General features: G+C 64.4%; 22 protein-coding genes. 21 read left to right on the top strand and 1 reads right to left on the bottom strand.

Translation table 11 applies throughout. The annotated features are described in order from the left end of the window. The first annotated feature begins 217 nt into the window (after nt 1–217). From Q0K23_RS05220 to Q0K23_RS05185, 8 genes are all read left to right on the top strand, one after another. A complete protein-coding gene (locus Q0K23_RS05220; RefSeq protein WP_294518751.1) occupies nt 218–856 on the top strand; it encodes a hypothetical protein in 639 nt (212 codons plus the stop codon). Beyond that, nucleotides 853–1,152, top strand: a complete 300-nt coding sequence (locus tag Q0K23_RS05215; protein WP_294518748.1) for a DUF1294 domain-containing protein — start codon at nt 853–855, stop codon at nt 1,150–1,152. Before Q0K23_RS05220 ends, Q0K23_RS05215 begins: the two co-directional genes overlap by 4 nt. Nucleotides 1,153–1,288: 136 nt before the next feature. Then, nucleotides 1,289–2,467 (top strand): cation diffusion facilitator family transporter, encoded by a 1,179-nt coding sequence (locus tag Q0K23_RS05210; RefSeq protein ID WP_294518745.1) that lies wholly within the window; start codon nt 1,289–1,291, stop codon nt 2,465–2,467. A 113-nt stretch (nt 2,468–2,580) separates the two neighbouring features. Beyond that, nucleotides 2,581–3,273 (top strand): response regulator transcription factor, encoded by a 693-nt coding sequence (locus Q0K23_RS05205; RefSeq protein WP_294518741.1) that lies wholly within the window; start codon nt 2,581–2,583, stop codon nt 3,271–3,273. A gap of 159 nt (nt 3,274–3,432) precedes the next feature. Next, nucleotides 3,433–4,851 (top strand): HAMP domain-containing sensor histidine kinase, encoded by a 1,419-nt coding sequence (locus Q0K23_RS05200; RefSeq protein WP_294518738.1) that lies wholly within the window; start codon nt 3,433–3,435, stop codon nt 4,849–4,851. A gap of 35 nt (nt 4,852–4,886) precedes the next feature. Further along, nucleotides 4,887–6,167: a S1C family serine protease gene (locus Q0K23_RS05195; RefSeq protein WP_294518735.1), complete on the top strand. Its 1,281-nt coding sequence runs from the start codon at nt 4,887–4,889 to the stop codon at nt 6,165–6,167. Between the two features lie 22 nt (nt 6,168–6,189). Next, entirely contained in the window at nt 6,190–6,987 is a 798-nt protein-coding gene (locus Q0K23_RS05190) for an RNA-binding protein (protein ID WP_294518732.1), read from the top strand. Continuing rightward, on the top strand, nt 6,987–7,193 hold the full coding sequence (locus Q0K23_RS05185) for a DUF896 domain-containing protein (protein ID WP_294518729.1): 207 nt from the start codon (nt 6,987–6,989) through the stop codon (nt 7,191–7,193). The genes Q0K23_RS05190 and Q0K23_RS05185 overlap by 1 nt, the downstream gene beginning before the upstream one ends. Nucleotides 7,194–7,239: 46 nt before the next feature. On the opposite strand, the gene Q0K23_RS05180 is transcribed toward Q0K23_RS05185, so the two are convergent. Then, nucleotides 7,240–8,898, bottom strand: coding sequence for a ribonuclease J (locus Q0K23_RS05180; protein WP_294518726.1), 1,659 nt, complete (start codon nt 8,896–8,898; stop codon nt 7,240–7,242). A 490-nt stretch (nt 8,899–9,388) separates the two neighbouring features. On the opposite strand from Q0K23_RS05180, the gene Q0K23_RS05175 reads away from it, so the two are divergent. The 13 genes from Q0K23_RS05175 (at nt 9,389) to Q0K23_RS05115 (ending at nt 20,952) form a co-directional block, all read left to right on the top strand. Continuing rightward, nucleotides 9,389–9,607 (top strand): DUF1653 domain-containing protein, encoded by a 219-nt coding sequence (locus Q0K23_RS05175; RefSeq protein ID WP_294518722.1) that lies wholly within the window; start codon nt 9,389–9,391, stop codon nt 9,605–9,607. 2 nt (nt 9,608–9,609) lie between these two features. Then, nucleotides 9,610–9,942 carry an arsenate reductase family protein gene (locus tag Q0K23_RS05170; protein ID WP_294518719.1) on the top strand — a complete coding sequence of 111 codons (333 nt, stop codon included), beginning with the start codon at nt 9,610–9,612 and terminating at the stop codon, nt 9,940–9,942. 189 nt (nt 9,943–10,131) lie between these two features. Beyond that, the gene (locus tag Q0K23_RS05165; protein WP_294518716.1) at nt 10,132–10,566 is read left to right on the top strand and encodes a MarR family winged helix-turn-helix transcriptional regulator; all 435 of its coding nucleotides are present in this window, start codon (nt 10,132–10,134) and stop codon (nt 10,564–10,566) included. Between the two features lie 105 nt (nt 10,567–10,671). Next, a complete protein-coding gene (locus Q0K23_RS05160; RefSeq protein WP_294518713.1) occupies nt 10,672–11,808 on the top strand; it encodes a putative glycoside hydrolase in 1,137 nt (378 codons plus the stop codon). A gap of 258 nt (nt 11,809–12,066) precedes the next feature. After that, on the top strand, nt 12,067–12,381 hold the full coding sequence (locus tag Q0K23_RS05155) for a hypothetical protein (protein ID WP_294518711.1): 315 nt from the start codon (nt 12,067–12,069) through the stop codon (nt 12,379–12,381). Continuing rightward, a complete protein-coding gene (locus tag Q0K23_RS05150) occupies nt 12,381–14,351 on the top strand; it encodes a V-type ATP synthase subunit I (RefSeq protein ID WP_294518708.1) in 1,971 nt (656 codons plus the stop codon). Before Q0K23_RS05155 ends, Q0K23_RS05150 begins: the two co-directional genes overlap by 1 nt. 3 nt (nt 14,352–14,354) lie before the next feature. Next, complete coding sequence (locus tag Q0K23_RS05145; RefSeq protein ID WP_294518704.1) at nt 14,355–14,837, top strand: V-type ATP synthase subunit K; 483 nt, start codon at nt 14,355–14,357, stop codon at nt 14,835–14,837. Nucleotides 14,838–14,848: 11 nt separating this feature from the next. After that, entirely contained in the window at nt 14,849–15,535 is a 687-nt protein-coding gene (locus tag Q0K23_RS05140) for a V-type ATP synthase subunit E (protein WP_294518701.1), read from the top strand. Nucleotides 15,536–15,598: 63 nt separating this feature from the next. Continuing rightward, on the top strand, nt 15,599–16,597 hold the full coding sequence (locus Q0K23_RS05135; RefSeq protein WP_294518698.1) for a V-type ATPase subunit: 999 nt from the start codon (nt 15,599–15,601) through the stop codon (nt 16,595–16,597). Next, on the top strand, nt 16,590–16,904 hold the full coding sequence (locus tag Q0K23_RS05130) for a V-type ATP synthase subunit F (protein WP_294518695.1): 315 nt from the start codon (nt 16,590–16,592) through the stop codon (nt 16,902–16,904). Before Q0K23_RS05135 ends, Q0K23_RS05130 begins: the two co-directional genes overlap by 8 nt. 111 nt (nt 16,905–17,015) lie before the next feature. After that, on the top strand, nt 17,016–18,791 hold the full coding sequence (locus Q0K23_RS05125) for a V-type ATP synthase subunit A (RefSeq protein WP_294518692.1): 1,776 nt from the start codon (nt 17,016–17,018) through the stop codon (nt 18,789–18,791). Continuing rightward, nucleotides 18,788–20,167, top strand: a complete 1,380-nt coding sequence (locus Q0K23_RS05120; RefSeq protein ID WP_294518689.1) for a V-type ATP synthase subunit B — start codon at nt 18,788–18,790, stop codon at nt 20,165–20,167. The genes Q0K23_RS05125 and Q0K23_RS05120 overlap by 4 nt, the downstream gene beginning before the upstream one ends. Nucleotides 20,168–20,238: 71 nt before the next feature. Next, a complete protein-coding gene (locus Q0K23_RS05115; protein WP_294518687.1) occupies nt 20,239–20,952 on the top strand; it encodes a V-type ATP synthase subunit D in 714 nt (237 codons plus the stop codon). Nucleotides 20,953–21,075 lie beyond the last annotated feature (123 nt).

Below are 21,075 nucleotides of genomic sequence, written 5' to 3'. Positions count from 1 at the left end.
CCCTCTCCCCATCCTTATAAATGAACCCCGCAGGCGGGGCCTCCAATCGTGGAGGCCCCGCCTGCGCATATCAGGGGCATGCCTTGAGATGGAGGCCCCGCCTGAAATTTTTTCAAAAGGGCCGGGGGCTGGTTCCTATTTGGCCCGGAATACGCTATAATGATAGGAAACAAACGGCCCGAGCGCAGGCCGGATCAGGAACAGAGGTTGACATGATTTGAAACACATACTCTCCCTGTCCCACCCCCAGGCCATGGACATCCGCCGTCAGGACGGCGGCCGCTCCCACGGCGCAGACCAGGACTGGTACAGCCTGCCCTGGCGGCAGCGGGCGGGCTGCGGTCCCACCACCGCGTCGGTGCAGATGGCCTATCTGGCCGCACAGCGGCCGTCTCTGGCGGCGCTGTGCCCGCTGGAAGGGAGGGAGCAGGGGACCTTTGTGGGCTATATGGACCAGGTGTGGGAGTACGTCACCCCCGGAGACCACGGGCTCAACCGGGTGGAGATGTACACCGGCGGAGTGGCCCGGTTCTGTGCGGCCAGGGGCGTGGAGCTGCTCCCCCGGGCGCTGGAGGTGCCCGCCGGTGAAGGCCGGCCCGGCTTTGACCGCTGTGTGGCCTTTATCCGGGCGGGATTGGCGGCCGACTGCCCCGTGGCCTTCCTCAATCTGGACAACGGGGCGGTGGCGGCCCTGGACAAGTGGCACTGGGTGCTCCTCTCCGCTCTGGAGGAGGGGGACCGGGGGACCCTGGTCACCGTTGTGGACAGCGGGAAGACCTTTCCCATCGACCTGAAGCTGTGGTATGACACCGCCCGGGACCTGGGCGGCTTCGTGTGGCTGGAGGAAGTGCATTGAGAGAATTTCTGCTGCGGTTCTGGCCCTGGATCGGGGGCTGGGCCGGTATCATGAGCCTGCTGGACTTCTGCCTGATGGGCTTTGACAAGCGCCGGGCCCGGCGGGACGGGTGGCGGGTGCGGGAGTGCACCTTTTTTATCGTGGCGCTGCTGGGCGGCGCCCTGGGGGGCGTGATCGGCATGTTCTTCTTCCGCCACAAGACCAGACACTGGTACTTCCGGTACGGTCTGCCCGCCATCCTGATCCTCCAGCTGGTGCTGGTGGCCTGGGGGCTGCTGTCCGGCGGCGCCTCTTGACGGGCCCGGCCCGGCGTGGGATAATATGCCAGGCCAGCCCGGTGAGACGGGCTGTTTTGCTGTGCAGACGCCCGCAAAAGAGGCACGGCCTCTGCGGGCGCAAAATTTGAAGTGCTTGGTTCCGAGGTGCGGGATTATGATCGATCTGTTGGTAAAGACCTTTGTAAAGGACTGCGGCAACGTGCAAGACCCCCAGGTGCGGCAGCGGTACGGCACCCTGTCCGGCGCTGTGGGTATTTTCCTCAACCTGCTGCTGTCGGCGGGCAAGATGATCGCCGGCGTGCTCACCGGCTCCATCGCCATTACGGCGGACGCCTTCAACAACCTGACCGACGCGGGCTCGTCGGTGGTGACCCTGGTGGGCTTCCGCATGGCGGGCAAGCAGGCCGACGACGACCACCCCTTCGGCCACGGGCGCATCGAGTACCTGTCCGGCCTGGCCGTGTCGGTGGTCATCCTGCTGGTGGGCCTGGAGCTGGCCAAGAGCTCGGTGGAGAAGATCATCCACCCGGAGCCGGTGGACTTCTCCTGGCTGTCCGCGGGCATCCTGGCCGCCGCCATCTGCGTCAAGCTGTGGATGAGCTATTTCAACCGCAGCCTGTCCCGCCGTATCGGCTCCGCCGCCATGGCCGCCACCGCCACCGACTCCCTCTCCGACGCGGTGGCCACCTCCGCCGTGCTCCTCAGCAGCCTGATCGGCAAGTTCACCGGCGTGAACATCGACGCCTGGGCGGGCATCCTGGTGGCCGCCTTTATCCTCCGGGCGGGCTGGGGCGCCGCCCAGGACACCCTGAACCCCCTCCTGGGCCAGAGCCCCGACCCGGAGCTGGTGCGGGACATTGAAAAGACCGTTCTGGCCCACCCCCAGGTGTTGGGCATCCACGACATGATCATCCACGACTACGGCCCCGGCCGGTCCATGATGTCCCTCCACGCTGAGGTGCCCGCCGGGTCGGACATCATGGAGGTCCACGACGAGATCGACGCCATCGAGCGGGAGCTGAAGGCCAAATACCATATTGAGGCCAGCATCCACATGGACCCCATCGTCACCGGGGACGCCACCATCAGCAAGGCCCGGCAGATGGTGCTGGACCTGGTGCGCCAGGTGGACCCGGCCATGACCATTCACGACTTCCGCATGACCAGCGGTCCCCGGCACCGGAACCTGATCTTTGACGTGGTGGTGCCCTACAGCGTGAAGCGCACCGACGAGGAGGTCCGGCGCGAGATCGAGAAAAAGATCCGCTCCGCCGACCCCAACAGCTTTGCCGTCATCCAGATCGACCGGGCCTACACCCAGGAGCCCGACTGACCAGGCCAGTCTTTACAAAAAATTCACCCCATGGGGTGAAAAATGTCTATAATGTTATTACAGTAATCATATGGCCGGGGCGGGTCCCGGCCGCGGAAGGATGGTGTACGGAAATGGCGCAGAAGGTACTCATCGTGGAGGACGAGGCCAACATTGCCGAGCTGCTCCACCTGTACCTGGAGAAAGAGGGCTACGAGACCGCTGTGGCGCCGGACGGAGGAAAGGGCGTGGAGCTGTTCCGCTCCTTCCACCCCGACCTGGTGCTGCTGGACATCATGCTGCCCGTGATGGACGGCTGGTCCGTGCTCAAGAAGATCCGGGAGAGCGACAAGACCCCTGTCATCATGCTCACGGCCAAGGGCGAGACCGAGGACAAGGTCCACGGCCTGGAGGGGGGCGCGGACGACTATATCGTCAAGCCCTTTGAGATGAAGGAAGTGCTGGCCCGCATCCACGCCGTGCTCCGCCGCTTCGGCGCGGAGGAGGAGGGGAACGGGGAGAAGAAACTGACCTTTGACAAGCTGGTCATCAATCTGGACTCCTACGAGCTGCTGGTGGACGGCAAGCGGGTGGATACGCCCCCCAAGGAGCTGGAGCTGCTCTACCACCTGGCCGCCTCCCCCAACCGGGTGTTCACCCGCAACCAGCTGCTGGACGAGGTGTGGGGCTTTGACTACTTCGGAGACTCCCGCACCGTGGATGTCCACATCAAGCGCCTGCGGGAGAAGCTGGAGGGCGTCAGCGACCAGTGGAGCCTGAAAACTGTGTGGGGCGTGGGCTACAAGTTTGAGGTCGTGAACAGCTGAGCGTTCCGGCTGACGCCCGACGGGCGCGGCTGACGCCCCGCCCACCCCGCAGAAACCATAGCCTGTACCGGTCCGGAGCCAGACGCGGCCCGGCGGCAGTGCGCCCTCAGAAAGGAGGAGAACGGCACGAAGAGCCTGTATAAGCGCCAGTTTGCCATTATGGCCGGGATGATCCTCATCTCCTTTGCCCTGCTGGGCGCTGCATTCATCACCCTTTCCTACCAGTACACGGTCCGGGAAAAACAGGATACCATGGAGAAAAACGCGGCTTATATCGCGGAATTCACCGGGTCCTATCTCTCGGAATCCCGTTACTCCACCACCATCTACGACTCTGCCTACCGGCAGTACACCTCCAACCTGGCCCAGCTGGCCGATGCCTACGTGATCCTCTGCGAGACCACGCCGGACCGGATCGGCCAGATTGTCTACTCCTCCGACGGCCAGACCGAGGGGGCCTTCATCGGCCAGACCCTGTCCGCCGACATGGTCAGCCAGGCGGTGAAGGACGGGGCCTACGGCTCCATGACCACCCTCAACGGCCTGTTCACGGAGAAGCGGTTTGTGGCCGGGTGCCCCATCTACAAGACCGGCCTGCTGGGCCAGAACGTCCAGACCGGCATGGTCTTTGTGGCGGCGGAGACCGAGAACATCACCGAGATGTGGCGGGCCTTTGCCCAGATCTTTTTCTTCACCGCCATCGTGGTGCTGTGCATCGCCTTCATCACCACCTCGGTCACCTCCCTGCGGCAGACCAAGCCCCTCAAGGAGATGGCGGAGGCGGCCCGCAAGTTCGGCCACGGGGAGTTTGAGACCCGCGTGGAGGTGGGCAACCGGAAGGACGAGGTGGGGGAGCTGGCCGAGGCCTTCAACGCCATGGCCGAGTCCCTGGCCCAGTCGGAGGCCAAGCGCAGCGAGTTCGTGGCCAACGTGTCCCACGAACTCAAGACCCCCATGACCACCATCGCCGGCTTCGCCGACGGCATTCTGGACGGCACCATTCCCCCAGAGAAGGAACAGGAAGCCCTGCGCACCATCTCCTCCGAGACCAGGCGGCTGTCCCGTCTGGTGCGGCGGATGCTGGACCTGAGCCGTCTCCAGTCGGCGGAGAACGTGACCGCCCAGGAGCAGTTCGACATCTCCGAGCTGATGGTCCGGGTGCTGCTGAGCCTGGAGACCAAGATCAACCAGTCCGGCCTGGACGTGGCCACCAACCTGCCCGAGGAGCCGGTCATGGTGTGGGGCGACCCGGACGGCATCACCCAGGTGTGCTACAACCTGCTGGACAACGCCATCAAGTTCTCCCAGGAGAAGGGGGTCATCACCATCTCCATCACCACCAAGGGCGGCAAGGCCCATGTGTCGGTGCGCAACGTGGGGGACACCATTCCGGCCGAGGAGCTGCCCCTGCTCTTTGACCGCTTCCACAAGAGCGACAAGTCCCGCAGCGAGGACCGGGACGGCGTGGGCCTGGGGCTGTATATCGTCAAGACCATTCTCAACAACCACAAGGAAAACATCACCGTCACCAGCGAAAACGGCGTGACGGAGTTCACCTTCACGCTGACGCTGGCGTGAGGGGAGCAGATCGAAACCATCCAGGGAGGTCACCTATGCGCACCGATTACTACACCACCGCCCCTGCCGGCGGCGGTCCGGGATGGACCGGCACACCCCGTTACACGGTCATCCCCTTTGAGGCGCCCCCGCCGGAGGAGAAGAAGCGCCGGGGCAGCCGGAAGGCGCCCTGGATCTTCGCCGTTTTCCTGGTGCTCATCGTGGCGCTGACCGGCCTGACCCTGGCCCTGAGCTGGATGCTGGCCCAGAGCGGCGAGAGCGGAGAGACCACGGTGGAGAGCGGCGGCGGCAACTATACCCTCATCCCCATCCCCACCGCCTCGGACTCCGCCGGGACCACAGATCTGGAGCGGGCCCCGACCGGCACCGGCGTCACCCTGACCGTGGCGGGACTGCCCGATCAGGTCCTGACCTACCAGGAGATCTATGACCGGAACATCGCCGCCATTGTCAGTATCCGGGCCTACCAGACCGGCGGCGGCGCCACCGGCACCGGCGTGGTCATGACGGCGGACGGGTACATCATTACCAATTACCACGTGATCCAGGGCTCCTACCAGGTGGAGGTAGTGCTTCTGGACGACAGCGTCCACCAGGCCCTGCTGGTGGGCGGCGACCAGACCAACGACCTGGCCGTGCTGAAGATCGACGCCCAGGACCTGACCCCGGCGGAGTTCGGCGACTCCGACCAGCTCCAGGTGGGCGACCCGGCCCTGGCCATCGGCAACCCCCTGGGGGAGGAGCTGCGGGGCACCATGACCGACGGCATCATCTCCGCCATCAGCCGGGATGTGAACGTGGACGGCAACACCATGACCCTCATCCAGACCACCGCCGCCCTCAACTCGGGCAACTCAGGCGGCGCTCTGCTCAACGACCGGGGCCAGGTGGTGGGCATCACCAACATGAAGATGACCAGCTACTCCGGCTCGGTGGAGGGCCTGGGCTTTGCCATCCCCACCAGCACCGTCAAGGCCATTGTGGATGAGCTTATCGCCTACGGCCACGTCCGGGGCTATCCCACCCTGGGCATCCTGGGCTCCACCATGGATGCCCAGCGGGCCGCGGCCAACGGCCTGGTGGAGGGGGTGTACGTCCAGAGCGTCACCGCCGGGTCGGACGCGGAGAAGCAGGGCATGCGCTCCGGCGACGTGATCACGGAGTGCAACGGCCAGACCGTCACCTCCGTGGACGACATCAACGCCATCAAGGAGGGCTTTCAGGCCGGGGATGTGCTCACCTTCCGGGTATACCGGAACGGGGAGTATCTGGACCTGGAGGTCAGGCTGATGGAGCGGTACGAGCTGGACCAGTAAAATTCCCATATCGGGAGGAACCATGAACAAAACGGAACTTCTGACCCGGCTTGCCCGGGACGGGGAGGAGCGGCTGCTCCTGGCCCGCACCATGGACAAGCTGGAGCTGGCCGGGCGGCGGAACATCCCCGCCCACACGGCCTTTCTCTCCCCCCAGGAGAGAGCGTCGGTGGAGATGCTCATCAACGCCAGCGGCCACCCGTCCCACCTGTTCTTTGGGGGCTTTGAGGGGGCGGAGCGGACCATCTGCGTCTTTCTCCCTGACTGGCAGGCCCCGGAGGACTGGCTGGCGGGGGAGGACTGCCCCATCTCCGCCCTGCGGTGCACCTTCCCCGAGGACGCGGGGCTGACTCACCGGGACTTCCTGGGCTCCATCCTGGGCCTGGGCCTGGACCGGGAAAAGGTGGGGGACCTGCTGGTGTCCCCCGGCGTGTGCGACGTGCTGCTGCTCAAGGAGATCGAGGACTTCCTCCTGCTCCACCTGGAGAGCGCCGGACGCACCCGGCTCAAGGTGGCCCCGGTGGCCCTGTCGGAGCTGACGCCCCCCAAGGTGGAGGTCAAACTGATCCGGGACACGGTGGCCACCCTGCGGCTGGACGCGGTGGCGGCCTCCGCCTTCTCGCTGCCCCGGTCCAAGGCGGCGGACCTGATCTCCTCCGGCCGGGTGCAGCTCAACCACCGGGAGTGCACCAAGCCGGACCGAACTGTGGCCCAGGGGGATGTGATCTCCTGCCGGGGCATGGGAAAAGCCGCGGTGAAGACCGTGGGCGGCCTGTCGAAAAAGGGCCGTATCATGATAGAATTGGAGCGATATCTCTGATGGAACAGGCAAAGATCGACCGCATCAATGAGCTGGCCAGAAAGGCCAGGACGCCCGAGGGCCTCACCCCGGAGGAGATTACCGAGCGTGCAGCCCTCCGGCAGGAGTACGTGGCCGCCTTTCGGAAGAACCTGACGGCCCAGCTGGAGAACACCTACATTGTGGAGCCCGACGGCACCAAGCACAAGCTGCCCAAGAAGAAATGAAAAAAGGCGTCTGTCCAACGGACAGACGCCTTTTTTGTTCGCTGTATCACACATCCATGATGACAGGCAGGATCATGGGATTGCGCTTGGTCTTTTTGTAAAGGAAGGCGGACAGATCGTTCTTGATCTGGGTCTTGATGGCGGACCAGTCCTTGAGGCGCTGGTCCTGGCACGCCTCGATGGCCTCGGTGGCCACCCGCTTGAGCTCCTCCATCAGGCCCTCGGACTCCTTGACGTACACAAAGCCCCGGGTGATGATGTCCGGGCCGGAGAGCAGGGCGCCGTCCTCGGCGGACATGGTGGCCACCACCACGATCATGCCGTCTTCGGCCAGGTGCTTCCGGTCCCGCAGGACCACGGCGCCCACGTCGCCCACGCCGTAGCCGTCCACGAACACCCGCCCGGCGGGCACGGTGCCGTTGATGCGGGCGCTGGTGCGGGTGAACTCCATCACCTTGCCGATGTCGCTGATGAGGATGTTGTTGGGGTCCATGCCCATCTCACGGGCCAGCTTGGCGTGGGTCTTGAGCATCCGCTGCTCGCCGTGGACGGGGACGAAGAACTTGGGCTTGACCAGGGCGTGGATGATCTTCAGGTCGCCCTGGCAGGCGTGGCCGGAGACATGGAGGGGAGCCTCCCGCTCGTTGACCACCTCGGCGCCCTTGCGGTAGAGCTCGTTGATGACGCTGCCGATGGCGTTCTCGTTGCCCGGGATGGCGGAGGCCGAGATGATGACCCGGTCGCCGGCCTGGATGTCCACCTGCCGGTGGGTGGAGAAGGCCATGCGGGTCAGGGCGGACATGGTCTCGCCCTGGCTGCCGGTGGTGATGATGCACACCTTGTTCTTGGGCAGGCTCTTGAGGTGGTTCACGTCCACCAGCACGCCGGCGGGGATGTTCATATACCCCAGCTCGGTGGAGACCTTGATGGCGTTCTCCATGCTGCGGCCGGTGACGGCCACCTTCCGGCCGTACTTGGCGGCCACCGAGATGATCTGCTGCATCCGGTCCACGTTGGAGGCGAAGGTGGTGACGATGATCCGCTCCTCGCAGCCCCGGAACAGGGCGTCAAAGGAGGCGCCCACGCTCCGCTCGCTCTTGGTGAAGCCGGGGCGCTCCACGTTGGTGGAGTCGGCCAGCAGGGCCAGGACGCCCTCCTTGCCCAGCTGGCCCAGACGGGTCAGGTCGATCATGCCGCCGGACACGGGGGTGGGGTCGATCTTGAAGTCGCCGGTGTGGACGCACACGCCCACCGGGCACTTGATGGCAAAGCCGCAGGCGTCGGCGATGGAGTGGTTCACATGGATGAACTCCACCGAGAACTTGCCCGCCTTCACCGTCTCGCCCGCCTCACAGGTGATGAGCTTGGTCTTGTCCAGCAGGCGGTGTTCCTCCAGCTTCAGCTTCACCAGTCCGGCGGTCATCCGGGTGGCGTAGATGGGGGCCTGCACGTCCCGCAGCAGGTAGGGGATGGAGCCGATGTGGTCCTCGTGGCCGTGGGTCAGGAAGATGCCCCTGATCTTGTCCTTGTTCTTGATGAGATAGGTGAAGTCGGGGATGACCACGTCAATGCCGTACATGTCGTCATCGGGGAAGCCCATGCCCACGTCGATGACGATGATATCCCCGCCGTACTCGTAGACGGTGACGTTCTTGCCGATCTCGTTCAGACCGCCCAGGGAGATGATTTTCAGTTTTTCTGCCATAATAGGTTGATTGCACTCCTTAATTTGTGTTGTATTCCAAGATTGAAAGGGATGTAACAGACACATGAGCGCACCAAAACAAGGCGATTCCGCCCGCTCTTTCCGGCCCTGCCTCGCCGGAAAAAGGGGCGGCCATTCGCCGCCGGTGCTGTATATCCGTGTCTTTGCCTTATCTCAGGTGCGCACAGCGCACATAAAGCCAAATCGCATACGCTCGACCCCGGAGGGGAGCATCCTGTGGTTTAGTATACCACACAGATGGGGAAAAGTATACAGAAACTTTTCGCCCCCATTCGCCGCCGGTGGGTCTCCGCGCTCCTTTTATATATAAAGGTATGTCCGCGTGCGGCGTGCATGGCCGCAGGGGAAGGACAGGGGGAGCGTATCTCCGGCGGCAGGGGAAATTCCAAAAGGGACTTTCTTTTTCGGCCAAAATCAAGTATCCTGTTTTCAGCAGTCCGGGCCTGGCCCGGAGAGAGGAGCAGTGACCATGGAGGAGATCAGGCCGGGCCGTTACCGGCATTTCAAGGGCAGGGAGTACCGGGTGTTTTTCACCGCCCGCCATTCGGAGACGGAGGAGCTGATGGTGGTCTACCAGCCCCTGTACGGCGAGGGGGGCATGTGGGTGCGCCCGGCGGCCATGTGGAGCGAGCATGTGGAGCGGGACGGGTACTCCGGCCCCAGATTCGTGTATATTGGAGGAGAATAAGGGTGAATATCCAGATTTTCGGCAAGTCCAAGTGCTTTGACACCAAGAAGGCGGAGCGGTACTTCAAGGAGCGGCGGATCAAGTTCCAGGCGGTGGACCTGGTGAAGTTCGGCATGAGCCGTGGGGAGCTCCAGAGCGTGAAGAACGCGGTTGGGCTGGAGAACCTGGTGGACTGGGACAACCCGGACGCGGCCATCCTCCGCTACCTGGCTGGGGAGGGGGACAAGCTGGAGAAGCTGCTGGATAACCCCAGACTCATCCGCACCCCCGTGGTGCGCAACGGCCGCCAGGCCACCGTGGGGTACTGCCCCGACGTGTGGAAGGATTGGACGTGAGCGAAAGACAGCACGGCACTTTTTTTGCCCTTGAGGGGGAAATCTTCAATAAATGTGACATATGTGTAAACAAACGATGAACCTTTTTCCGTGTTCATTGACAAAGCGGAAGCCCGGGGGTATGCTTTTTTCGTGCGCGAAGCGAAGTATCCGGCGGGTCCGCCTGCCGGAAGAAAGGAACGGACGCGGATGAAGGAATCCAATGATATTTTAATGAGCTACCTGCGGGTGACGCAGCATATGTCCCAGCATTTTCGCAGCCATTTCGGCCGTTTGAACCTGACCTTTCCTCAGGCCCTGGTGCTGACCGTGCTGGGAGAGGACGGACCCATGCCCATCAGTGCCCTGGCCGAGCGGACCGGCAGCGCCAACTCCACCGTCTCGGGCATCGTGGACCGGCTGGAGAAGCTGGAGCTGGCCCGCCGGGAGCGGTCTGAGACCGACCGCCGGGTGATCTATGTCACCGCCACGGAGAAGTATCAGGACCTGCGGCAGAAGGCCAAAACCGATGTTTCGGGCTATTTTGCCACGGTGCTCAACACCATGGAGCCCCAGGACAGAGAGATGGTCCTCACCGCGCTGGAAAAACTGGACCAGGCCCTGACCCAGTGCGGAGACTCCTGAGACCAAAAGGGGATGCTTTTTTTCCCGGCATGTGATATGATACCTGCACACGGGGTATTATGGAACCGGCAGAACTGAGCTGACCGGGAAAGGACGGACATTTCCATGAGAAGAAGGAATCACTACGGATACGGGGCCTACCGGGGCAAGTCCAAGCTCCGTACCTTTTTGAAGTTCGTGATCGCCGTGCTGGCCGTGGTGCTGGTGCTGCTGGTGGGGGCCTTTTTCTTCCTCCAGCGGTATATGGTGGTCTCCTCCACCGGGGGCATCTACTTTGACCTGCCCTTCCTGAACCGGGAGGAGGAATCCCCGCCGCCCAGCGAGACCGAGGAGACCCCGTCCATCGTGGTGGTCTCTCCCTCGCCCACGCCGGAGCCCACGCCCTCGCCGGAGCCTGAACCGGTGTACACCCGGGCGGTGGCCCTGCCCGACAGCCTGATCGCCGGCGGCGGAGTGCAGAACCTGTACGCGGCGGGAGGACTGGACCTGACGGCCTATACCGGCGGCAGCGACGCCGCCCCCATCCTGACCATGAAGGGCATCGACGGCCTGCTGGGGTACACCTCCGCCCAGACGGTGGCCCAGTCCGTGGGGGCCTCTTCGGCGGATACCGCCCGCAACGGGGACCTGACCGCTCTGTGCTCCGCCATGGACACGGCGGCCTATGTGTCCTGCTTCCGGGACAACACCGCCCCCTACCAGAACAACCAGCTGGCCCTGCGCACCAGCATCGGCAACTGGCGGGGCCCCGGGGAGATCCGCTGGATGACCCCGGAGAACGCCGACGTGCGGGCCTATCTGGCCGGCGTGTGCAGCGAGCTGGCCGGCCTGGGCTTTGACGAGATCATCCTGGACTACGCCGCCTTCCCCACCGAGGGCGACCTGTCCCTGATCCTCACCGGGGACCGGTACAACCCGGACACCTTCAGCCAGACGGTAGACGCCTTCTATCAGCAGGTGCGCCAGGCTATCGGCACCGGGGAGAACGCGCCGCTGTTGTCCATTGTCACCGACAAGACCACCCTGGCGCAGGGGAGCAATCCCCTCAGCGGCCAGACTCTGTCCGGCCTGTGCGCCGCGGCGGACCGGCTCTATGTGAAGCTGGACGGCGGCGACCCGGCGGACTACTACCCCGCCCTGCGGGAGGCGGGCATGGAGAACCCGGAGGAGAACCTGGTGGTCATCCTGGACCAGGCCCCCATCGGAGACCTGCCCTACAGCTGGGCCGTACTGCCCCAATAAGCAGAATATCTTCACAAAGATGTGAAACACACCTGTGTTTCACATCTTTTTTTCGTGGGAAAAAGATGACGGAAAAAGCAAGAAAAATTATTTGGCAGCATAAAAAAGAATTTGATTGTGCTGTTTCTGCCAAAATACAACCGGTTGGAGCAGAGCGTTTCGGGTAAAAATGCTTGCAATCTATTGCGGACTCGTCTATTATTCTATATAAGTGGGAGAATTTAATTTGAAGGTCCCACACTGGAAGGCGGTGAAATCATGTCCCTGGAAGCGATGAAAAAGATCACGGAGGCAGAGCAGGACACCCAGTCCCGTCGGGCAGGCGCGGCCGCTGAGGCCAAAAAGCTGGTATCCGACGCGGAAAAGGCAGGGCGGGCACTGATCGAGCAGGCCAACGCCCAGGCCGAGGCCCAGGCCAAGGAGGCCATGGCCCAGGCGGAGAGCCGCGCAGCCCGCCGTACCGAAGAGATCCTGGCGGAAAAGCGCAGCGCCTGTGATGCGCTCCGGTCTGCCGCCCGTGAGCGGCTGCCGGCGGCGGTGGAACTGATAGTCGGAAGGGTTGTGAGCATCTAATGGCCATCGTCAAGATGAAACGGCTGCGGGTCATCGCCCTGGCCTCCCAGCGGGACGAGCTGCTCCAGCGGCTGCTGCACGCCGGGTGTGTGGAGGTCACCGAGCCCCAGGCGGAGCTCAGCGACCCGGAGTGGATGGCCCTGCTCAAGCGGGATACCTCCGCTCTGAGCGATGTGAAGGCCAGGCAGAACGCCGTCAACGGTGCGCTGGAAGCCCTGCAGAAGTACGCGCCCGAGAAAAAAGGCCTGTTCATCCACCGCCGCACCATCAAGGAACAGGAGTTCATGAGCGACGCGGCCATGAACTCCGCCCTCCACAGCGCGGCGGAGATCAACACCCGGGTGCAGCGCATCTCCCAGCTGTTCACCCAGGATAACCGGCTCACCGGCCAACGGGCCAGTCTGGTGCCCTGGTCCGGCCTGGACCTGAACCTGAACACCGGCGGCACGGAGCACGCCCGGGTCTCCTTCCACACCTGCCCCGCGGCGGTGGACTTGAGGGAGGTCCGCCAGGCGCTGGCCCAGGCGGCCCCCTCGGCGGAGCTGTTCCCCGTCAGCGCCGACCGGGAATTGCAGTATCTGCTTATCATGTGTCACCGGGCCGAGGCGGAGACCGTCACCGAGACCGTCCGCCCCTGGTCCTTCTCCACCGTCACCTTCAAGGATCTCAACGGTACGGCGGAGGAGAACATCGCCCGCATTGACGGCGAGCTGGAGGAACTCCGGGCCCGCCGGGAGAAGACAGCCGGGGAGATCGCCGCCATGGCGGACTGCCGCCGGGATCTCCAGGTGTGCGCCGACCGGCTGACCGCCGAGCTGAGCAAGGAGAGCGCCAAGGAGCGCCTGCTCACCAACGGCACCGTGGTGTTCCTGGAGGGGTGGATCAGCGAGCCGGGCATCCCCAGGGCCGAGTCGGAGATGCTGAAATTCGCCTGCGCCTGGGAGACCTCCGACCCCCTGGAAGAGGAGGAGCCCCCCATCCTGCTCCACAACCCCAAGTGGATGACCCCCATCAACATGGTCACCGAGATGTACTCCCTGCCCGCCTACCGGGGTATCGACCCCAACCCCCTGATCTTCTGGTTTTTCCTGTTCTTCTTCGGTTTTATGTTCGCTGACGTGGCCTACGGCATCATCATCTGGGCCATCAGCTTTGTCATCACCAGGAAGTACAACCCCAAGGGCACGATGGGCTATATGTTCCGTTTGGGCCAGTATATGGGCATCTCCACCTTCATCTGCGGCATCTTTACCGGCGGATTCTTCGGCGACGTGATCCCCAAGGTGGCTGAGCAGATGTTCGGCATCCCGATGGAGGGACTGCCTCAGTGGCTCCAGACCTTCAGCAACGGTATTATCGTCAACCCCATCAACGACCCCATGACCACCCTGATTATGGCTGTGGTCATCGGCGTAATCCAGCTGGTGTTCGGCCAGTGCATCCACATCTATATGTGCTTCCGGGACGGCCATCCCGCCGACGGACTGCTGGATGTGGTGCCCTGGTGGCTCTTCTTCGGGTCCATCGGCCTGGTGGCCGCCGGCCAGCCCTGGTGGTGGATCCTGGTGGGCTGCGTTATCCTCATCGCCACCCAGGGCCACACCAAGCGGGGCTTCTTCGGCAAGCTGTTCGGCGGCGTGGCCAGCCTGTATGACGTGACCAGCTGGCTGTCCGACGTGCTGTCCTACTCCCGTCTGATGGCCCTCATGCTGGCCACCTCTGTCATCGCCAGCGTAATGAACACCCTGGGTACCCTGGGCGGTCTGAGCGTGGGCGGCGTCATTTTGTTCGTGGTGGTGTTCCTTATCGGCCACGTGTTCAACGTGGGCGTCAACATCATCGGCACCTATGTCCACGCGGCCCGACTCCAGTACCTGGAGTTCTTCGGCAAGTTCTACGAGGAGGGCGGCCAGGCCTTCCAGCCCATGACCTACAATACCAAATACGTGGATATCATTGAGGAGGAATAAGTTATGGAACTGCAAAACCTGATCGGTACCGGCATCGCCTTTATCGGCGCGTGCCTGGCGGTTGGTATGTCCTGCGCCGGCTCCGGCCGGGGCGTGGGTATCGCCGGTGAGGCGGCCGCCGGCGTGGTGTCCGAGGACCCCAGCAAGTTCGCCAAGACCCTGATCCTTCAGCTCCTGCCCGGCACCCAGGGCCTGTACGGCCTGGTCATCTGGTTCTGGGCCATCTTCAACATGGGCCTGCTCGGCGGCGTGCCCACCCTGGACATCGGCGCCGGTATCGCCGTGTTCGGCGCCTGCCTGCCCATGGCCATCGGCGGCTATGTGACCGCCGTCGCCCAGGGCCGCTGCGCCGCCGCCGGCATCGGCATCGTAGCCAAGCGCCCCGACCAGGCCTCCAAGGGCATCCTGATGGCCCTGATGGTGGAGTTCTACGCCATCCTCTGCCTGCTGGCCTCCTTCCTGATGATCTTCTTCTTCGCCGCCTGAGGTGAAACGCCATGAATGGAATTGAAAAGATTACCCAGCGCATGGAGGACGACGCCCAGCGGGAGATCAACGAGGTCCTGACCACCGCCCGGACTCAGGCCGACGAGATCACCCGCCGCTGCCGGGAGCAGGCGGACAAGGAGAGCGCCGCCATCGTGGCCCGGGGTGAGAGCGCCGCCGCCGAGCGGGAAAAGCGGCTGGAGAGCATGGCGGAGATGGAATCCCGCAAGCTGGTCCTGGCCGCCAAGCAGGAGGTGCTGGACGAGGCCTTCACCATGGCGCTGGAAAAGCTGTGTACCCTCCCCGACGAGGAGTACATCGAGCTCCTGGCCGCCCTGGCCGTCAAGGCCGCCCGCACCGGCCGGGAGAAGGTCATCTTCTCCCAGAAGGACCGCAACCGGGTGGGCAAGGCCGTGGTCACCAAGGCCAACGACGCCCTGGCCCGCAAGGTGGCCCCCCGTCTCCCCAACGACCTGACCGACACCAAGGCCGGCGCCATCCTGGACAAGGTGGTCACCGGCGCCTCCGCCATCCTGGCGGGCACCGGCATGCTCACCCTGGCCGAGGAGACCCGGCCCATCAAGGGCGGCATCATCCTGTCCGACGGCGACGTGGAGACCAACTGTACCTTTGAGACTCTGGTCCGCCTCCAGCGGGAGAACATCTCCGGCGAGGTGGCCAAGGTCCTCTTCGACTAATTTCCCAGCCCGGGGCGGGAGAGCCGCCCGGAATCACTTCCTCTCGAAAGGAGGAATCACGGCTTGCCAAAGATCAAAGACACCGACTACCTCTTCCTCTCCACCCGCATCAAGTCCATGGAGCGCAACCTCCTCAACGGCGAGCGGCTGGAGCGCATGCTGGAGGCCAGAACGCCGGAGGACGCGGTCAAGGTCCTCACCGAGTGCGGCTGGCCCGACATGCCCAGAGTGGATCTGGATGAGCTGGACCGGGTGCTGACCCAGGAGCGGGACAAGACGCTGAAGGATCTCACCTCCTCCGCCCCTCATCCGGAGATTCTGGAGGTTTTCAAGGTCAAATACGACTACCACAACATCAAGACCCTGCTCAAGGCCGAGGCCATGGGGGTGGACCCGGAGCGGCTTCTGGTGTCCGCCGGCCGGGTGAGCGTGGAGGAGCTGACGGAGAAGCTCCGCTCCGGCGACCTGCGGGGCCTGCCGGGTATCCTCCAGGCCGCCGCCGGGGAGGCCCGGGAGGTGCTGGGCACCACCGGCGACCCCCAGCTGGCCGACTTCGTGCTGGACCGGGCCTGCTACGCCGACATGGCCGACATCGCCAGCAAGTCGGGCAGCGCCTTCCTGGCCGGGTACGTCCGCATCACCGTGGACGCGGCCAACCTGCGCAGCGTGGTGCGTACCCTGCGCATGGGCAAGGGGGCGGAGTTCCTCAAGGGCGTCCTCTTCCGGGGCGGCAACGTGGACACCGGGCGGATCCTCTCCGCCGTGTCCTCCGGCGGCTCCATCGAGGAGATCTACACCACCTCCGCCCTGCGGGATGCGGCCGCCGCCGGCACCGCCGCCATTGCGGGGGGACGGCTCACCCACTTTGAGAAGCTCTGTGACGACGCCGTCACCGCCTACCTGGCGGGGGCCCGGTACGTGGCCTTCGGCGAGGCCCCCCTCATCGGCTACCTGGCCGCCCGGGAGACCGAGCTGACCAACGTGCGGGTCATCCTCTCCGGCCGTCTGGCCGGGCTGGACGCGGATACCATCCGGGAAAGGCTGCGTGAGAGCTATGTCTAACTGGAAAATCGCCGTCCTGGGGGACCGGGAGAGCGTCATGGGCTTCAAGGCCCTGGGGCTGGAGGTCTGCCCCGCCGAGACCGTGGAGGAGGCCAAGACCATCCTCCACCGCCTGGCCAAGGAGAACTGCGCCGTGGTGTACCTCACCGAGCAGTACGCCGCCGAGATGGGCCCGGAGATCGACCGCTACAAGGACGAGCTGACCCCGGCCATCATCCTCATCCCCGGCAAGGCCGGCAGCCTGGGCATCGGCATGGACAACATCAGAATCGCCGTGGAGCGGGCCGTGGGCGCCGACATCTTATAAAAGCCCATCCACCGGCAAACCTGTCACCTTACCAATTCAGACCTGAAGCGCCGGAGCGCGCATATTGGAGCTTCGCGCGCCTGAGCGTTTGTCAGAAAGAAGGTTGAAACATTGAGCGGAAAAATCGTCAAGGTCTCGGGCCCCCTGGTGGTGGCCGCGGGCCTGTCCGACGCCAACATGGCCGACGTGGTCCGGGTGGGCGAGCAGAAGCTCATCGGAGAGATCCTCACCATGAACGGGGATTCGGCCTCCATCCAGGTCTACGAGGAGACCTCCGGCCTGGGCCCCGGCGCTGTGGTGGAGACCACCGGCGCCCCTCTGTCCGTGGAGCTGGGCCCCGGCCTGATTGAGAACATTTACGACGGCATCCAGCGCCCCTTGGAGGAGATCATGAAGATCGCCGGGGCCACCATCCAGCGCGGCATGCAGGTGCCCGCCCTGAGCCGGGAGAAGAAGTGGGACTTCACCCCCACTGTTGAGGCCGGGGCCGCTGTGTCCGCCGGCGACGTCATCGGCACCGTCCAGGAGACCGCCGTGGTGCTCCACAAGATCATGGTCCCCGTGGGCCTGAAGGGCACCATCGAGTCCATCCAGGCCGGGTCCTTCACCGTGCTGGACACCGTGGCCGTCCTCCGGGACGAGAACGGCGACAAGCATGAGCTGACCATGATGCAGAAGTGGCCCGTCCGTGTGGGCCGCCCCTACAAGCACAAATACCCCCCCAAGGCTCCCCTGTGCTCCGGCCAGCGCATCATCGACACCATGTTCCCCATCGCCAAGGGCGGCACCGCCGCCGTTCCCGGCCCCTTCGGCTCGGGCAAGACCGTGGTGCAGCACCAGCTGGCCAAGTGGGCCGACGTGGACATCGTCATCTACATCGGCTGCGGCGAGCGCGGCAACGAGATGACCGACGTGCTGCGGGAGTTCCCCGAGCTGAAGGACCCCCGCACCGGCGAGAGCCTGATGAAGCGCACCGTGCTCATCGCCAACACCTCCGATATGCCCGTGGCCGCCCGTGAGGCGTCCATCTACACCGGCATCACCATCGCCGAGTACTTCCGCGACATGGGCTACGACGTGGCCGTCATCGCCGACTCCACCTCCCGCTGGGCCGAGGCCCTGCGCGAGATGTCCGGCCGTCTGGAGGAGATGCCCGGCGAGGAGGGCTACCCCGCCTACCTGTCCAGCCGCCTGGCCCAGTTCTACGAGCGGGCGGGCAGCGTGTCCTGCATCTGCTCCGACGGGGACCGCCGGGGCAGCCTGACCGCCGTGGGCGCCGTGTCGCCTCCCGGCGGCGACCTGTCCGAGCCCGTCAGCCAGGCCACCATGCGCATCGTCAAGGTGTTCTGGGCCCTGGACGCCAGCCTGGCCTACAAGCGCCATTTCCCCGCCATCAACTGGCTCAACTCCTACTCCCTGTACCTGGACTCCCTGAAGCCCTGGTTTGACGAGCATCTGGGCAAGACCTTCCTCATCGACCGGGACAAGGCCATGAGCCTGCTCCAGGAGGAGGCCAGCCTGAACGAGATCGTCCAGCTGGTGGGCAAGGACTCCCTGTCTCCCGCCGACCAGCTCACCCTGGAGACGGCCAAGATGGTCCGGGAGGACTTCCTCCAGCAGAACGCCTTTGTGGACGTGGACAGCTTCTCCGAGTACGACCGGCAGGAGAAGTTGCTGGCCATGATCCTCCGCTATGACAGCCTCTGCCGGGCCGCCATTCTCCGGGGGGCGGACGTGCAGGCCCTCTTTGAGATCCCGTCCCGGGAGCGCATCGGCCGGGCCAAGAGCGTGGAGAGCAGCACGTATCAGGCCGAGTACGCCGACATCGCCGCCCAGATGGAGCGGGAGATCGAGGCCGTGGCCGAGAGAGGGGAGGCGGAGGCATGATCCGCGAGTATAAAACCATACAGGAGATCAACGGCCCTCTGATGGTGGTGCGCAAGGTGGAGGGCGTCACCTACGACGAGCTGGGCGAGATCCAGCTGCCCAACGGGGACGTCCGCCGCTGCAAGGTGCTGGAGGTCAACGGCGACAACGCCGTGGTCCAGCTCTTTGAGGCCAGCGCCGGCATCAACCTGAAGGAGTCCCGCATCCGCTTCCTGGGCCACCCCCTGGAGCTGGCGGTGTCCGGCGACATGCTGGGCCGGGTGTTCAACGGCATGGGCCGCCCCATTGACGGCGGCCCCGAGATCCTGCCTGAGGAGCGCCGGGACATCAACGGCCTGGCCATGAACCCCGCCGCCCGGGACTACCCCAACGAGTTCATCCAGACCGGTATCTCCACCATCGACGGTCTGAACACCCTGGTCCGCGGCCAGAAGCTGCCCATCTTCTCCGGCTCCGGCCTGCCCCACGCCGCCCTGGCCGCCCAGATCGCCCGCCAGGCCAAGGTGCTGGACGGCGCGTCCAACTTCGCCGTGGTCTTCGCCGCCATCGGCATCACCTTCGAGGAGTCCAACTTCTTCGTGGAGGAGTTCCGCCGCACCGGCGCCATCGACCGCACCGTGCTCTTCACCAACCTGGCCAACGATCCCGCCGTGGAGCGCATCTCCACGCCCCGTATGGCCCTCACCGCCGCCGAGTACCTGGCCTTTGAGAAGGGCATGCACGTGCTGGTCATCCTCACCGATATCACCAACTACGCCGAGGCCCTCCGGGAGGTGTCCGCGGCCAAGAAGGAGGTCCCGGGCCGCCGCGGCTACCCCGGCTACCTGTACACCGACCTGGCCACCATGTACGAGCGGGCCGGCCGCCGTCTGGGCTGCCCCGGCTCCATCACCATGATCCCCATCCTCACCATGCCCGAGGACGACAAGACCCACCCCATCCCCGACCTGACCGGCTATATCACCGAGGGCCAGATCATCCTCTCCCGTGAGCTCTACCGCAAGGGCATCATCCCCCCCGTGGACGTGCTGCCCTCCCTGAGCCGTCTGAAGGACAAGGGCATCGGCGCCGGCAAGACCCGGGAGGACCACGCCGGCACCATGAACCAGCTCTTTGCCGCCTACTCCACCGGCAAGGAGATGAAGGAGCTCATGTCCATCCTGGGCGAGAGCGCCCTCTCTCCCACCGACCTGCTGTACGCCAAGTTCGCCGACGAGTTCGAGAAGCGGTACGTGGCCCAGGGCAACGAGGAGAACCGCTCCATCGAGGAGACCCTGAACCTGGGCTGGGAGCTGCTGAGCATCCTGCCCAGAAGCGAGCTCAAGCGCATCAAGCCCGAGCTCATCGACAAGTACCTCCCCAAGAAGGCGGAGTGACGCCCCACCTCTCCGCCGGAGCAGGCGGAGAGGCAGACCGGCGAATCCGACTTTGAAAGGAGGCGAATCCCTTGCCGGCCATCAATGTAAACCCCACCCGGATGGAGCTCACCCGGCTGAAGACCCGGCTCAAGACCGCCCAGCGGGGCCACAAGCTCCTCAAGGACAAGCGGGACGAGCTGATGAAGCAGTTCCTGGACGTGGTGCGGGAGAACCGCGCCCTGCGGAAAAAGGTGGAGGAGGGGCTCATGCGCTCCCACGGGTCCTTCACCGTTGCCTCCGCCCTCATGTCCGCCGAGATGCTGGAGCAGTCCCTGCTCTACCCCAAGCAGAGCGTGGAGCTGGACATGACCTTCCACAACATCATGTCGGTCAACGTGCCGGAGTACCACTTCAAGACCAAGAGCAGCGACGCCGGGGAGATCTACCCCTATGGCTTCGCCGCCACCTCCGGCGAGCTGGACGACGCGGTGGACGCCCTGGCGGGGGTGTTCCAGGACATGCTCCGCCTGGCCCAGATCGAAAAGACCTCCCAGCTGCTGGCCGAGGAGATCGAAAAGACCCGCCGCCGGGTCAACGCCCTGGAGTATGTGAAGATCCCCCAGATGCAGGAGGCCATCAAGTATATCTCCATGAAGCTGGACGAGAACGAGCGGTCCAACACCATCCGCCTGATGAAGGTGAAGGATATGCTCCTCAAGGAGGCCATCGAGGAGAAGCGTGAGGCCGACGCCCGGGCCGTGGAGGCCTTCGGCGGCCATCCGGAGGGCCCGGAGGAGATCTGAATTTTCCACAGTCCGGACCTGAAATGTGTAAAAATACCCGCTGCCACATGGCCGGGGGTCATAAGAAAGTAATAAGTTTTCGCAGGAACGGCATGGCTTCGGTCATGCCGTTTCCTGTTTCAT

The organism is uncultured Pseudoflavonifractor sp., assembly GCF_944387275.1.
Lineage (GTDB): Bacteria > Bacillota > Clostridia > Oscillospirales > Oscillospiraceae > Pseudoflavonifractor > Pseudoflavonifractor intestinihominis.
This window is presented reverse-complemented; position numbering and strand designations above follow the sequence as displayed.

Excerpts from the sequence above, each read along its gene's own strand:
- Q0K23_RS05210 (WP_294518745.1), top strand. The coding sequence starts at position 1,289 with ATGATCGATCTGTTGGTAAAGACCTTTGTAAAGGACTGCGGCAACGTG.
- Q0K23_RS05205 (WP_294518741.1), top strand. The coding sequence starts at position 2,581 with ATGGCGCAGAAGGTACTCATCGTGGAGGACGAGGCCAACATTGCCGAG.
- Q0K23_RS05200 (WP_294518738.1), top strand. The coding sequence starts at position 3,433 with ATGGCCGGGATGATCCTCATCTCCTTTGCCCTGCTGGGCGCTGCATTC.
- Q0K23_RS05195 (WP_294518735.1), top strand. The coding sequence starts at position 4,887 with ATGCGCACCGATTACTACACCACCGCCCCTGCCGGCGGCGGTCCGGGA.
- Q0K23_RS05190 (WP_294518732.1), top strand. The coding sequence starts at position 6,190 with ATGAACAAAACGGAACTTCTGACCCGGCTTGCCCGGGACGGGGAGGAG.
- Q0K23_RS05185 (WP_294518729.1), top strand. The coding sequence starts at position 6,987 with ATGGAACAGGCAAAGATCGACCGCATCAATGAGCTGGCCAGAAAGGCC.
- Q0K23_RS05180 (WP_294518726.1), bottom strand. The coding sequence starts at position 8,898 with ATGGCAGAAAAACTGAAAATCATCTCCCTGGGCGGTCTGAACGAGATC.
- Q0K23_RS05175 (WP_294518722.1), top strand. The coding sequence starts at position 9,389 with ATGGAGGAGATCAGGCCGGGCCGTTACCGGCATTTCAAGGGCAGGGAG.
- Q0K23_RS05165 (WP_294518716.1), top strand. The coding sequence starts at position 10,132 with ATGAAGGAATCCAATGATATTTTAATGAGCTACCTGCGGGTGACGCAG.
- Q0K23_RS05160 (WP_294518713.1), top strand. The coding sequence starts at position 10,672 with ATGAGAAGAAGGAATCACTACGGATACGGGGCCTACCGGGGCAAGTCC.
- Q0K23_RS05155 (WP_294518711.1), top strand. The coding sequence starts at position 12,067 with ATGTCCCTGGAAGCGATGAAAAAGATCACGGAGGCAGAGCAGGACACC.
- Q0K23_RS05150 (WP_294518708.1), top strand. The coding sequence starts at position 12,381 with ATGGCCATCGTCAAGATGAAACGGCTGCGGGTCATCGCCCTGGCCTCC.
- Q0K23_RS05145 (WP_294518704.1), top strand. The coding sequence starts at position 14,355 with ATGGAACTGCAAAACCTGATCGGTACCGGCATCGCCTTTATCGGCGCG.
- Q0K23_RS05140 (WP_294518701.1), top strand. The coding sequence starts at position 14,849 with ATGAATGGAATTGAAAAGATTACCCAGCGCATGGAGGACGACGCCCAG.
- Q0K23_RS05130 (WP_294518695.1), top strand. The coding sequence starts at position 16,590 with ATGTCTAACTGGAAAATCGCCGTCCTGGGGGACCGGGAGAGCGTCATG.
- Q0K23_RS05120 (WP_294518689.1), top strand. The coding sequence starts at position 18,788 with ATGATCCGCGAGTATAAAACCATACAGGAGATCAACGGCCCTCTGATG.